Source organism: uncultured Turicimonas sp. (genome assembly GCF_902477955.1).
In the GTDB taxonomy this organism is placed as follows: Bacteria; Pseudomonadota; Gammaproteobacteria; order Burkholderiales; family Burkholderiaceae_F; genus Turicimonas.
In genome coordinates this window covers 30,546-43,982 of the sequence record NZ_CABSJB010000002.1, presented here as the reverse complement: position 1 = coordinate 43,982, position 13,437 = coordinate 30,546, and the positions used below count along the sequence as shown (strand labels likewise).

General features: G+C 46.4%; 11 protein-coding genes and 1 riboswitch. Of the genes, 6 read left to right on the top strand and 5 right to left on the bottom strand.

Going from position 1 to position 13,437, the window contains the following annotated elements; translation table 11 throughout:
* Positions 1 to 35 precede the first annotated feature (35 nt).
* A riboswitch (Lysine riboswitch) is annotated at positions 36 to 205 on the top strand.
* A 102-nt stretch (positions 206 to 307) separates the two neighbouring features.
* From nhaC to RDK53_RS12235, 4 genes are all read left to right on the top strand, one after another.
* The gene (gene nhaC, locus RDK53_RS01070) at positions 308 to 1,750 is read left to right on the top strand and encodes a Na+/H+ antiporter NhaC (RefSeq protein ID WP_308512885.1); all 1,443 of its coding nucleotides are present in this window, start codon (positions 308 to 310) and stop codon (positions 1,748 to 1,750) included.
* Positions 1,750 to 2,895, top strand: coding sequence for a M20/M25/M40 family metallo-hydrolase (locus RDK53_RS01065; protein WP_308512884.1), 1,146 nt, complete (start codon positions 1,750 to 1,752; stop codon positions 2,893 to 2,895). Before nhaC ends, RDK53_RS01065 begins: the two co-directional genes overlap by 1 nt.
* 112 nt (positions 2,896 to 3,007) lie before the next feature.
* Positions 3,008 to 3,280: a type II toxin-antitoxin system RelB/DinJ family antitoxin gene (locus RDK53_RS01060; protein WP_308512883.1), complete on the top strand. Its 273-nt coding sequence runs from the start codon at positions 3,008 to 3,010 to the stop codon at positions 3,278 to 3,280.
* Between the two features lie 157 nt (positions 3,281 to 3,437).
* A complete protein-coding gene (locus tag RDK53_RS12235) occupies positions 3,438 to 3,542 on the top strand; it encodes a hypothetical protein (protein ID WP_374041550.1) in 105 nt (34 codons plus the stop codon).
* An 81-nt stretch (positions 3,543 to 3,623) separates the two neighbouring features.
* Here the strand turns inward: RDK53_RS12235 and RDK53_RS01055 are convergent, their stop codons facing one another.
* Positions 3,624 to 3,887 carry a hypothetical protein gene (locus tag RDK53_RS01055; protein WP_066594383.1) on the bottom strand — a complete coding sequence of 88 codons (264 nt, stop codon included), beginning with the start codon at positions 3,885 to 3,887 and terminating at the stop codon, positions 3,624 to 3,626.
* 18 nt (positions 3,888 to 3,905) lie between these two features.
* On the bottom strand, positions 3,906 to 5,423 hold the full coding sequence (gene ilvA / locus RDK53_RS01050) for a threonine ammonia-lyase, biosynthetic (protein WP_308512882.1): 1,518 nt from the start codon (positions 5,421 to 5,423) through the stop codon (positions 3,906 to 3,908).
* A gap of 194 nt (positions 5,424 to 5,617) precedes the next feature.
* On the opposite strand from ilvA, the gene RDK53_RS01045 reads away from it, so the two are divergent.
* Positions 5,618 to 9,544, top strand: a complete 3,927-nt coding sequence (locus RDK53_RS01045; protein ID WP_308512881.1) for a DUF3683 domain-containing protein — start codon at positions 5,618 to 5,620, stop codon at positions 9,542 to 9,544.
* Positions 9,541 to 9,966 carry an HIT family protein gene (locus RDK53_RS01040; protein WP_308512880.1) on the top strand — a complete coding sequence of 142 codons (426 nt, stop codon included), beginning with the start codon at positions 9,541 to 9,543 and terminating at the stop codon, positions 9,964 to 9,966. Before RDK53_RS01045 ends, RDK53_RS01040 begins: the two co-directional genes overlap by 4 nt.
* 174 nt (positions 9,967 to 10,140) lie before the next feature.
* On the opposite strand, the gene RDK53_RS01035 is transcribed toward RDK53_RS01040, so the two are convergent.
* From RDK53_RS01035 to RDK53_RS01025, 3 genes are read right to left on the bottom strand one after another with little or no spacing between them, the layout of a single operon-like run.
* Positions 10,141 to 11,283 (bottom strand): porin, encoded by a 1,143-nt coding sequence (locus tag RDK53_RS01035; RefSeq protein WP_308512879.1) that lies wholly within the window; start codon positions 11,281 to 11,283, stop codon positions 10,141 to 10,143.
* A gap of 29 nt (positions 11,284 to 11,312) precedes the next feature.
* Positions 11,313 to 11,672 carry a cytochrome c3 family protein gene (locus RDK53_RS01030; RefSeq protein WP_308512878.1) on the bottom strand — a complete coding sequence of 120 codons (360 nt, stop codon included), beginning with the start codon at positions 11,670 to 11,672 and terminating at the stop codon, positions 11,313 to 11,315.
* 57 nt (positions 11,673 to 11,729) lie between these two features.
* The gene (locus RDK53_RS01025; RefSeq protein ID WP_308512877.1) at positions 11,730 to 13,253 is read right to left on the bottom strand and encodes a flavocytochrome c; all 1,524 of its coding nucleotides are present in this window, start codon (positions 13,251 to 13,253) and stop codon (positions 11,730 to 11,732) included.
* Between the last annotated feature and the right edge of the window lie 184 nt (positions 13,254 to 13,437).

Sequence of the window (13,437 nt, the reverse complement as noted above, 5' to 3'; positions counted from 1 at the left end):
GTAATTTTTCTTTACATTTTAGGAATAGGATTATCAGTAAAGGTAGAGGAGCGGTTTTTATCAGTATGTATCTCTTCTCGGAGAATTGAGAGATGCAGAAAGGAAAACCCGCCGAAGTTTCATTATCTGCTCCGGAGGTAATGACGCTGGGCCGTAAGAAAACATCTTGCGGACTGTCACTTTTTAGTGGAGCGCTACCGGAACTCAACAGATATACCTCATCCTAACTCGCAGAGACACATTAACTATGTTGAGACCGGAAGGCTCAATCCTGTGAAATAAATATTTAGTGTCCCTGGAGGAACAAATGGCTAACTCTGAAAGCAAGCAACTAGCCCCTTGGCAGGCTATGTCAATGCTATTTCTTGGAATTGCAATAATTTTCTTTGGCCTGATGACACTTAAAGTTAACGCCAGAATTGTTTTGGCGGTTGACGGTGCCATTATGTGCTTGATGGCTTGTGCCTTCGGCATTGGCTACAACGAGATCCAAAAAGGCATCAAAGATATGATCGCCTCAATGCTGGTGGCAATGTTAATTCTGTTATCAGTCGGCGTCTTAATCGGTGCTTGGATGGCTGCCGGTACTATTCCGGTTATGATTTACTACGGCATGAAGGTCATTACCCCTGAACTTTTCTTACCGGTTGCCTGTATTCTTTGTACTTTAATGAGTACTTTAGCAGGAACATCTTGGGGAACTTTGGCTACCGTCGGCGTGGCCTGTATGGGCGTGGCCGAAGGCCTGGGCGTTCCGGTTGAAGCAGCTGCCGGTGCCGTCTGCGTCGGTGCATTCTTCGGTGATAAGATTTCCCCGCTTAGCGACTCTCCTGTTATTACAGCCACTGTAACTGATACTCCATTGCTTGAGGGTATCAAACATTCTTTGATTTCAACCGGTCCGGCTTATATCATCAGCTTGATTTTCTTCTTTGTTTACGGCCTGAGCTTTACCTCCGGCTCCATGGAAGGCGCTACTTATTCTGAAATTCTTCATACTATTGAAAAGAGTTTCGTTCTGAGTCCAATTACCTTGCTTCCTGTATTGGTAGTTATCGCTCTTATCGTTTGGAAAAAACCGACTATTCCTACTTTCGTAGCCGGTATTGCCGTTGCAGCCTTCATTGCCATGCTTCTCCAAGGCGTTACCCTTAAGAGCATCATGAACTTCATGTATAGCGGTTTTTCTATCCATACGGATTCCGCATTTGTAGACAAGATGCTTAACCGCGGCGGCTTCACCAGTATGCTCAGCACAATCGGTTTGTTGATGGCCGCAGCTATCTTCGGGGCTCCTTTGAGAACGGCAGGCGTTGCTCAAGTTTTATTGGATTACGTTACGAAGTTTGCAAAGAATGGCCGCATCATGTGCTTCGGGGTTATGTGCCTCCATACTCTGTTCTTCATGATTACCGGCGCCTACTATGTCAGCTATCCGGTTGTCGGTTCTATGACAAAGGATATGTTCCCGAAATATAAACTTCACCGTAAGAATTTGATGCGCATGATGTTGGATACAGGTACCGGTCTTGCTCCGTTGGTTCCTTGGTCCACAACAGGTTCTTACACGGCTTCCACACTCGGCGTCGCCAATATTGCATTCATGGCATTTGCTCCGATGCTTTGGCTCTCCATCATTCTCTCTGCCGTTTACGCTTTAACAGGTATCGGTTTGGCCAAGATGGAAGAAGACGAAGCCAAGCTTGAGGAAGAAGTTTTAACCGGTAATGCAGCTTTAGCAAAGGATTAATGATGGATACAGTTATTAAGAGATGGTACGACCTCATCAGCATCGACTCCGTCGACGGTCATGAAATCAACGCCGCTAATTATGTTGCTGAAGTTCTGAGAGGAATGGGAATAGAACCGCATTACAGTTATTTCCCCGATGATAAAGAACGCCAGCGTCCATCCGTTTGGTGCGAACTCGATAGCGGAAAACCGGGTAAAACCATGTTGCTGATCGGTCACATCGACACAGTGGCGGTCAACTTAAAGAACTGGAATACCAACCCTTTTAAACCGACTGAAATAGGTGATAAGGTCTACGGCCGAGGTGCAATGGATATGAAAGGCGGACTTGCCGATATCCTTTGTACGCTGGAGTACTTCGCACACCATAAAGAAGAGTTCTCCGGAAAGTTGGTGGGGTGCTTTGTTTCCGACGAAGAAATCCTCAGCAAAGGTACTTACCAATTGGTTGACGAAGATAATATTCATGCTGATTACGCCATTATGGCCGAATGCCGCTATGACAATGTGGCGGTAGGATTCCGCGGCAGACTAAGCTTTGAAGTTATCGTTCATGGCCGAGCCGGCCACACTTGCAGATATCCGGAAAGCGGAGAAAACGCCATTATTCTGGCAGGCAAGATGGCAGAAGCGATCGAAGCCCTTCCCACGGCAACCCATCCGAAACTGGAAAAAGGGACTTGGTGTGTTCGTTACATTGAAGGGGGCACTACCGCGACTTTGACGGTGCCGGATACTGTTCTGCTCTTCCTTGACCGCTATGTGGTCCCCGGAGAGAACGAAGAAAGCTGTCTCAAGCAGCTCACGGAAGCAGCTGAAAAGCTTGGACTGAAAGACAAAGTAGAGGTGCGTCTCAAACCAAGAAGCAGCCCATACATGAAATCTTTCGCTATTCCTGAAGATCATGAGCTTGTGCTTGCTCTCCAAGACAGTTTTACTGAAGTAACTGGAGAAAAGCTTCCATGCGCCTACGACCCTTCTGTTTGTGACTCCAATATTTTGGCTGTGTCGTTGGGAATTCCTGTCGTGACCTTCGGTCCGTCCGGCGGAAATATGCACGGCGACAATGAATATGGATATCCATATCAGGTCAGAAACTGCCTGGATATTTATATCAAGACTGTGAAGAAACTGCTTGGGTAATATACTTTTTCCAGTTTGATCCTCAAATCGCCTCAGTTCTTTAGGAACTGAGGCGCTGTGTTGCGCATTCGTAATACAATGCAAGAGACTTTTATAAAAATATGGATTAAGTATGGCCTACTGTACTGTCAGCGCTCGCATGGATACGGAAGTTAAGGCTGAATTTTTTCAGGTCTGTGAGGAACTTGGCCTATCTCCTTCCACAGCCATAAATATCTTTGCTAAAGCAATGATAAGAAAAAACGGATTTCCTTTTGTTTTGCAAATCGAAAAACCGTCTCAAGAAACCATGAAAGCTATCGAGGAAGCGATAGAAGAGAAAGATCTTGTCGGACCTTTCTCCACTGCCGATGACGTCATGGATTCGTTAAATGCTTCGCGTTAAGTATTGTTCTCAATTCAAAAAAGCTATAAGAAGGCTGTTAAAAGCCGAATTGAAAGCTGTTATTAATCTCCTCATTAACGAAAAACCGTTGGGTCGAAAGTAACGAGATTACTCGCTTCTGGATTTCCGTCAGAATAGAAATGTCCGATAGTGTCATATACAAAATGACTGGCTGATGGTGTACTGCTCAGATATAGAGAAGCTTGTACTTACCATGGTTCGGACTGGTACACATAGCGTTCTATTGGTGGTTTTTCATTGACGTAATAGATGTTCAGAATTGTTTTGTCTAGGTACAAAAACGCCGAGAACTATGAAGATTCTCGGCCCAATTTTTTCAGAACTATCTTGAGTTCCAGTTTCGGGCAAATTTTCTAAGACTGCCGACTAGATAGCCTGCAGTGTATGCCTTGTCTTTAATACCGTGGACGATCCCTTCGAGGTCAATAGCAGGGATGCGTCCTTCGATATATTTTTTGATTTCATCTCTTAGGACGTCTTCCGGTTCTCTGTTCTGCATTTCAGACATGACATGCAGGGCGGTTCTGGCTTGCGGAGGAAGCCTCGACATTACTTGTTCTACGCTTTTGTCAGAGATCGGGTCCATGATGAAAACAGTCCTTAGTTATCCTAAGAACAGTTTATAAGCCGGATTGTCAGTTTCTTCAACATAGGAATAACCAAGATTCTTGAGGACGTCATTTAATTTTTCTCTGTCGCTGTCAGGAACTTGCAAACCGACTAAGACTTTGCCGTAGTCAGCGCCTTGGTTTCTGTAATGGAACAAGGAAATATTCCAGTCAGGATTGACGCTGGAGAGGAACTTGCCGAGTGCGCCCGGTCTTTCCGGGAATTCGAATCGGAAGAGTTTCTCATTGGTTGCCAATGCAGAGTGACCGCCGACCATATATCTCAAATGAGTTTTGGCCATTTCGTTATCAGTAATGTCCAAGCAGGGGAATCCGTTATCCTTGAAGAGCTTAGCGATTCCCTCGGCTTCGCTTCTATGCTGAGTCTGAATGCCGACGAAAATCTGGGCGTCCTTGGCATCGGAAATACGGTAATTGAATTCGGTGACGTTGCGGTTGCCGAGAAGAGAGATGAGTCTTCTGAAAGATCCTCTTTCTTCCGGAATAGTGACTGAGAAAAGTACTTCACGATGTTCACCGACTTCTGCGCGGTCTGCAACGAAACGCAGTCTGTCGAAGTTCATATTGGCACCGGATAAGATGCCGACTAAAGTTTCGTTCTTGACTTGATTTGTTTTGACGTATTTCTTAATGCCGGCCACAGAAAGGGCACCTGCCGGTTCAAGGATGCTGCGAGTGTCTTGGAAGACATCTTTGATGGCGGCGCAGACTTCATCGGTAGTCACGGTGATGATGCCGTCAACGAATTTTTCACAAAGCTTGAAAGTTTCTTTACCGACGAGTTTTACGGCAGTACCGTCGGAGAAAAGACCGACATCCTGAAGCTCAACTCTTTCACCTTTTTCAAGAGATTGGCGCATACCGTCGGAATCAACGGTTTGAACACCAAAAACTTTAATCTCAGGGTACAGGGCCTTAATATAAACGGCAATACCGGCAAGCAGTCCGCCCCCGCCGACCGGAGCAAACACTGCATCAATTTTTCTGCCGTTGGCTTGGCGAATAATCTCCATACCAATGGTGCCCTGTCCTGCAATCACATCAGGGTCATCAAAAGGATGAACTGGAGTTAGACCTTCTCTATTTTTTAGTTCCTCGGCATAAGCAGCGGCTTCAGAGAATGAGTCGCCGAAAAGGACGGCTTCACCGCCGAGGCGTCGTACTGTATTAACTTTTAAATCAGGTGCGGTAATCGGCATCACGATAACGGCTCTGCAGCCAAGTTTGCTGGCTGCTAAGGCAACCCCTTGTGCGTGGTTGCCGGCGCTGGCGGCAATAACTCCTCGTGCTCTTTCTTCTTCAGAAAGTTTTGACATCTTGTTGAAGGCACCGCGCAGTTTGAAACTGAACACGCTTTGAAGATCCTCTCTCTTTAGAAGTACGGTATTGCCAGTTCTGGCGGAGAGGAGTGTGGCCTTTTGAAGAGGGCTTTCTTTAGCTACCTCATAAACATTTGCCGTTAAAACGCGGCGAAGATATTCTTGTTCAAGCATTGATTTAACCGGTTAATAGTTGATTACAGGAACTTTCAAACATACCACTAGAAACGGTGAAAATTTGTTTTGTCGAGAAAAAATCTATTGAGATCAGTCTATTTTCAAGGTCAGAAGGTACAATGTTTTTCACTGACTTTGATAAAAGTTCGAAGAAAAAAGATTCTTCTAAACAATGACCTGGAGATAGGCCTGTGGAAAAGGAAAGAATTACAGCCAAAGAAACCGAACGAGAAGAGACTCATAGACAAAGGGAAATTCCTTATAACTACACTTCTTATTCAGATCGCGAAATTGTCATTCGTTTGCTTGGCAAAGAGGCGTGGGATATTTTAGAAACCCTGAGAGCTCAAAAGGGCAGAACGGGACGTTCTGCACGTATGCTGTTCGAAGTGCTGGGAGATATCTGGGTCATTCAGCGTAACCCGTATCTGCAGGAGGATATGCTCTTCAACAAAAAGAGAAGAGACCTGTTGGTTGATGCGCTTTATCACCGTATTAATGCCATTCAAAAGAGAATCGACGGCAGAAGTTCTTCTAGGCGCGAAGAGCTGATTTCTCAGTTGATTCAGAAAGCATTGGTGACCGTTGAAAAATTTAAGAGTTCTTTCGAACGCTCTTGGGATTTCCGACGTTTGGTTATAAAGAAACTGAAAAAACATACCAAGCCGGAAAATATCCGTTTTGACGGTTTCTCCCGCGCAATGCATGTGACAGATGCCACGGACTGGCGTGTCCACTATCCTTTTGTGGTTTTGTTTCCCGACAGCGAATCTGAAATTCCAGGTCTTGTTCAAGCTTGTATCTCTTTGGGTTTGACGATTGTTCCTCGAGGTGCAGGTACAGGCTATACCGGAGGCGCAGTTCCGCTTCATGAGAAAAGTGCTGTTATCAATACGGAAAAACTTAATGCCATCGCCGCTCCGGAAATGGTTCATTTGCGCGGCAGAGACGATGCGACTGCAACGATTTATGCCCAGGCCGGTGCTGTAAATAAACAAGTGGCCGATAAGGCAGCCAAAGACGGGTGGATTTTTGCCGTTGACCCAAACTCTAACTACGCTTGTTCCATTGGGGGCAACATCGCAGAAAATGCCGGCGGTAAAAAGGCCGTTCTTTGGGGCACCACAGTTGACAGTGTCTATTGGTATCGTATGGTTGGTCCCAACGGCGAATGGATTGAAGTCACTCGTCTAAACCATAACCTCGGCAAGATTCATAAACAAAAAGAAGTTGAATTTGAGGTTGTGTACAAAGAAGGTACCAAAGATCCTGAAAATGCCAAGGTGCTTCGTACTGAAATTATCAAGATTGACGGCAGCACAATCAGGAAGCCGGGATTAGGAAAGGACGTAACCAATAAGTTCCTCGGCGGTGTGCCGGGACTTCAGAAAGAGGGCACTGACGGCATCATTACCTCTGCCAAATTCGTTTTGTATAAGATGCCGCCGTTCACTCAAACTCTTTGTTTAGAGTTCTACGGAGCTGCCAGCAACGCCGGTCCGGCTATTTATGCAATTTCTCAGCTGCTTGATTCTCATCCCGAGGGCGTGATGCTCGCCGGTTTGGAACATTTGGACGACCGCTATCTTCATGCAATTAACTATGCCCCGAAGAGTGTGCGCGCCGAATATCCGAAGATGGTTATTGTCGGTGATGTCATTGGGGACAATGAAGAAGCTATCGACCGTCAAGTAGAGAAAATCAAACAAATTGCTCTTGAGGGCAACGGTGAAACCTTTATTGCTAAGACTCCGGAAGCCCGTCACCAATTCTGGCAGGAACGCTCTAAGACCTCAGCAATTTCCAAACACACAAACGCCTTTAAATTAAATGAAGACGTTGTCATCCCGCTGGACAAAATTGGCGAGTACACCGATGCCTGCGAGCGTTTTAATATCCGCTGTTCCATCCAGAATAAGATAGACATGATTGATGCCGTTGAAGCTTATCTTCGCGGGCCAATCGCCTTAGGCAAGTTGGCAGTATCGTCCCAGGGACTGAGCAAGGAGGAACTGCTGAAAGAAAGAATCCCTGCTGCAATTGCTCTTTTGGATAAAGTTAAATCCCAGTGGCAGTATGTCCTGAATCATTTGGATGAAAACTTAGCTGAAGCGGTTGCCGCACTTGAAAGTCTCGGCCGAGTCATTGATGAATCAGTTAAATCTCAGGACAAGTACCTCACGCTTTTGGGTCTTGTTCAAAACCACTTACTCCGCATCTCTTGGAAAAAAGAAGTTATCGCGCCGTTGTACAACATTTTCGCCGGCGACAGCTTCGAGGCAGTCAGAGAACAGATTAAAAAAATTCACGACAAGGTTTTGCGAGGCCGCGTATTCATTGCACTGCATATGCATGCAGGCGACGGCAACGTTCATACCAATATTCCGGTGAACTCCGATGACATCAACATGCTCAGAATCGCTAATGAAGCTGTTGCCTATGTGATGGGTGTGGCCAAGAAGCTCGGCGGAGCGATTTCCGGCGAACACGGTATTGGTATGACGAAAATTGAGTTCGTTGAACCGGGACAGTTTGATCAGTTTTATGAGTACTTAGACAGAGTTGATCCGCAAGGTCATTTCAACAAAGGCAAGCTCAGACCGGAGGCCAATCTTTCTTTGGCTTACACGCCCAGCTTTAATTTGCTTGGTCACGAGTCGATCATTATGCAAAACAGCGAAGCCAAGCAGATTTCTGATGAAATCAAGACTTGCTTACGCTGCGGTAAATGCAAACCGGTCTGTACTACTCACGTACCCAATGCCAATCTGCTGTACTCGCCGAGAAATAAGATTATTGCAGTCTCCCTGCTTCTTGAGGCTTTCCTCTATGAAGAGCAGACCCGCCGCGGTTTGTCTCAGAAGCACTTTGTGGAGTTCGCGGATTTAGCCGACCACTGCACAATTTGTCAAAAATGTCAGAAGCCGTGTCCAGTCAAGATTGACTTCGGGCACGTCACGATGATGATGAGAGACATGCTTCATCGTCTGAATAAAGAGAAGAAGTCTCCGGCGAAATACTTCGGTCTTAAGTTCCTTGAGATTGAAAAGCCGATGCTTATTCGTGCAGCTAGAAAGGGCTTGATTGAGTACGGCTTTAAGGTCCAAAGAATGGCGGCGGATACCTTGAAGATGGCGGCTGCGCCCTCGGCCAGACGTCCCGGATTCTCAACCGGGAAGCCGACTTTGAAGGAAGAAGTTATTCATTTGGTCAACCGCAAGCTTCCGAAGGTTGAGATTCCGACAACTTCCCGTAAGCTGTTGGACATTGAAGAAACAACATATGTTCCGATTATTAGAAATAAGGAAAGGAACGAAAAAGAAACGGTGTTTTATTTCCCTGGATGCGGAAGCGAACGTCTGTATTCTCAAGTTTCCGTAGCTGTCATCGGTATGCTCCATGATTTGGATATCCAAACGGTGCTTCCTCCGGGATACTTATGCTGCGGCTATCCGCAGGCCGGCAACGGCATGAAGCAGAAGAGCGAAGAAATTGTCACCCGCAACCGAGTGCTTTTCCACCGTATTGCCAATACTTTGAACTACAAGGATATCAATACCGTGTTGGTCAGCTGCGGAACGTGTCTGCATCAACTTAAAGAATACAATTTTGAAAGTATCTTCCCAGGCTGCCGAGTGATGGATATTCACGACTTTTTGAAGGAAAAAGGGATTGAACTGCCCGGTGCTAAAAACACGCGCTACATTTATCACGACCCATGCCATACTCCGTTGAAAGAAGGCGTTCCTATTAAGACAGTTAACCAGATTCTTAAGCCTGCGGACGGCTCTGCCATCGAACTTTCTGAAAGGTGCTGCGGCGAAAGCGGAACTTTTGCTATCGGACGTCCTGATATTGCCAGCCAAGTTCGCAAGAGCAAAGAGGAAAGTCTCAAAGGAGCTTCGGCTAAATTGAAGAAAGATGACTTCCGGGGCGAAATTAAGATTCTGACAACTTGTCCAGGATGTTATCAAGGCATGAGCCGTTACTCAGATGCGGTCAAGACTACCAGCGAATTCTTGATTGTCGAAATGATGAAAGCTAAACACGGTAAGAATTGGATGCATAAGGTTCTGTCTGAGGTGAAGGACGGACTTATTGAAAAGGTGCTTCTATGACAAATTGTCCCCTTTGCTCTCCAACGGGTGAGAACGTACTTCTCAAAAATGATTTATTCCGGGTCATTCAAGTCAATGACGCGGACTATCCGGGATATTTCCGTGTGATCGCCAATGATCACGTTAAAGAAATGTCAGAGCTTAGCCCTGAAGCACAAATGCGCATTATTTCGGCTTTAAGCAGGATAGAAAAAATCGTTTTAGAGAACATGAGGCCTACTAAGGTTAACTGGGCTCAGCTCGGAAATATGGTGCCTCATCTTCATTGGCACTTGATTGCTCGCTATGAAGATGACGCAGCATTTCCGGATTCTATTTGGAGTCCGAGGCATCGTCAGACAGACACTGAAGTGTTAGCCGCTAGGAAAAAACTGGCAGATTTTTGTGCTGAATTGATTAAAGACTCATCGACTGAGTTCTAATAGTTGAACCGAGAGTATTTGTTTTTGGGAAAGAAAAGGCCCGCATCAGAGGTGCGGGCGAAAAAATATCCTTCAATTGGAGAAGCTAGCAGCTGGATTCGGAAGACGGAGTGCAAATTCCCAACCCTTCTCCGTCTTATTTTCCGAATTCAGCGGCAGGTGTTATTTAGCTAATTAAAAGTTGTGGTTTAAGCCGATAAAAGTAGTCCAAGGGCTCTTGCCAACTTTAGTTGCAGGAGCCGAAGAAGACCCGCCGCCACCATTGATGGTGTAATTAACATTTGCACCATTGTGCATATAGGCTGCACCACCGTAAATAGTTGTACGTTTGCTCAACGGATAGTCGTATCTGGCTGATACGTTCCAGGCGTTGGCATGATCCGTTGTGTTGTTCCTCAGGAAGGCGAGACCATTGAGTAAATAACCGCCTGCTAAAGGTGTTTTGGTAGATACGCTGTAGACAGCGATATTTGGATTGGTGTTGCGATCCAAGGCTTTGGATCCGTCGCGGAAGACGAAATTGCCATAGAGTTTTGTGAATCCAAAATCGTAGCTGGCGCCGACATTGTAGAGAGACTCATGTGCGTTAATGGTCTGGAAATCATTGGGAGCTTTACCAGCCAGATTTTGATAGGTGTAGGTAAATCCGATTCCAAAAGCACCTTTGCGATAGACAGCTTGTGCGGCATAGGAGTTGCCGAGCTTATTGGAAGTTTCTCCGTTAAGTTTAGTCTGTTCTCCTAGAGACACCATGGCGGAAAGTTTTAAACCGCCGAGACTTGGAGATTCATATATAAACGAATTGTCGCGTCTGGTCAGGTTATCAACACCGGATGCTCCATTGATGCCCGGAATGTGAGTGCCCGGAAGATAAGGAGCAGGTGACATGAAGTTGTTGATAGTGCTTCCTAAGCTGCAGGCGAATGCATCAAACTGAGCAATACCTCCGAAATTCAGTGTGTACTGGCGGCCGAAAGAGAAAGTACCCCAACTATTGCTGGTTAACCCTAAAACTGATTCTCTTTGAAAGGCCCAGCCGTTACCGTTTCCGGCGGGAGTATTTGTGCCGTCATCAAGCAAGAAGCCGTTTTCTAAGCGGAAAAATACCTTGACGCCGTTTCCGAGATCTTCGCTTCCCTTAATGCCCCAGCGAGAACCGCCTTTACCGCCGCTTCCAATGTCCACAACGGTACCGTTACCGCCGTTGTAGACCTGAACATAAGAGTCGACCACGCCATAGACAGTGACGTCAGAGGCAAAAGCGAGCGAGCAAGCGGAGGCAAGAACTGCAGTGAGTAGTGAGCTATATTTTTTCATGATGTTCCACTTTTGATTGGTTGTTTTGGTTATTTAACTTTGAAGTTAAATTTATGACATTGAGCACAGTAGTCTTCAGCTGGCTCATGCTGGAGATGGCAGTTAATGCAGTCTCCGTTATGAGGTGCTTTATGTGGATTTGCTCCCGGTAAATCTTTAGTTTTTTCTGCTAAAGCTTCTTTGTTATGGCACTGCACGCAAGTGGCTTCTTCCGGGAATTGCGGATTTTTCATGTCATTGCCGTGGCAAGTCTGACAATTTAATCCCTTGGCGATATGACGGTCTGCCCCCATCTTAGCGTCTGCAGCATAAGAAGGCTGGCAGAGAGCAAAAGCGACGGAACAAACTAAAGAAGCCCATAAAATTGAAGATAGTTTTTTGGTTTTCATAAGAGTCTCCGACGAGGCGTGAAGTGCCATGAGGCACTTCACTGATTACATGGCTAATTAGCAGCCGCCCCATGCGTTTGCTGTTCTGGCAGCGATGCGTCCGAAGATGATGCAGTCAGCAACAGCCACTGTGCCGAGACGTACCATGCCGTGTACACCGCCTGTAGCTTCACCTGCTGCATAGAGGCCGGAGATTGGTTCACCCTTAACATTGAGAACTTGGGCCTTTTCGTTGATTTCCAAGCCGCCCATGGTGTGGTGAACGCGCGGCCAGAGTCTGATGGCGTAGAAAGGTCCTTTAACGTTTTGAACGCCGTCATTGAAGAACATGCAATCGAATTCCGGATCTTTCTTGGCTTTCATGTAGCCGTTGAAAGTTTCGTTTTCCTTTTCAAGAGTTGCATAGTCAAGTTTGTAGAACTCAGCTAAAGACTTCAAATCATCGAATTTGCGGATAACTCCGTTCTTCAGAGCAGCTTCGAACTGTTCCTGCTTCATATTTTTGCCAACGACTTTGTTCATGAAGTTTTGTTCATTGGTATAAATGATGGCGGGAGCACCGATAGCAACGATAGCGTCAGCACGAACTTTGCGGTTGCCGGTTTCTTTGATGAAGCGCTTGCTTGTCTTCGGGTTGATCATTGGACCGTAGCCAACCATGGATTCAACAGCCAGAGGTGCCAAGCCGAAGCCGGATTCGTCAGGAGAGGTCCATGGACCAAGCTGAATCCAGTCCATGTGAATAGTGTTGGCACCAATCTGCTGAGCTTCCTGAATCATTTCACCTGTAGCACCCGGATGGTTAGTGGAAGTGAAGGCGTCGGTTAAGCGCGGGTCATGGCTGGTGCGCATCTTAACGTTCTGGCTGAAGCCGCCGGAGGCAATAAGAACGCCCTTGGTAGCACGGATGTATACAACCTTGCCGCTTTCCGGACGGTTGAAGCGATGGTTAATACGGGCCTTCACACCGACTACACAGCCTTTGTCGTTAACGACGAGATCGTCGACGATAGTGCGGAGCTGAACCTTGATGCCGAATTCTTTGCACTTGGCAAGCATTGGATTGATGAAGCCGGAGCCGTTGTTTTCCATTACAGCATGGCTGCGAGGAACGGAGTGGCCGCCGTGATATGTAACAGCTTTGAACTTAACGCCGATTTCGTCGCGAAGCCACTTGTAGTTGGAGACGGATTCGTCAGCAATTCTTCTGGCAAGATTGGCATGGGCAATACCGCCGCCGGCTTTTAGAATGTCGGAATAGAGGAGGTCAGCATTATCTTTGATATTTGCTTTTTCCTGCATGTCGGTTCCGGCTGCAGCGATAGCGCCGCCGTTAATGATGGAGTTGCCGCCGGCAGATGGCATTTTGTCAACAACAAGGATGTCCTTCATGCCGAGATAGTGGCTTTCGAGGGCAGCACCGAGGCCGGCAAAACCTGTTCCGATGACGAGAAGAGAGCAAGTCTCATCCCATTTAACATCTTTCGGGAGGGCTTCAGCATGAGCTGTTCCGAGCATGCCGAGAGTAGCAACGGAAGCTGCTGCGGAAGAGCGGAGGAAGGAACGTCTTGAGATATTCATAATAGTTTTCCTTGTGTTAAGTGGTTGTGAGGTGAATCTTTAGTAGCAATTCTAAAAATCAGACGTTTTGCCAACTACCTAAGTATTTTGGTTGATGAATGCTAGGGTATCCCCTATATTAAGAACAGAATATCACTCGATTACGTGAGGAATAGCAGTAAAAAAGCCTGAAATGGCTTGGACT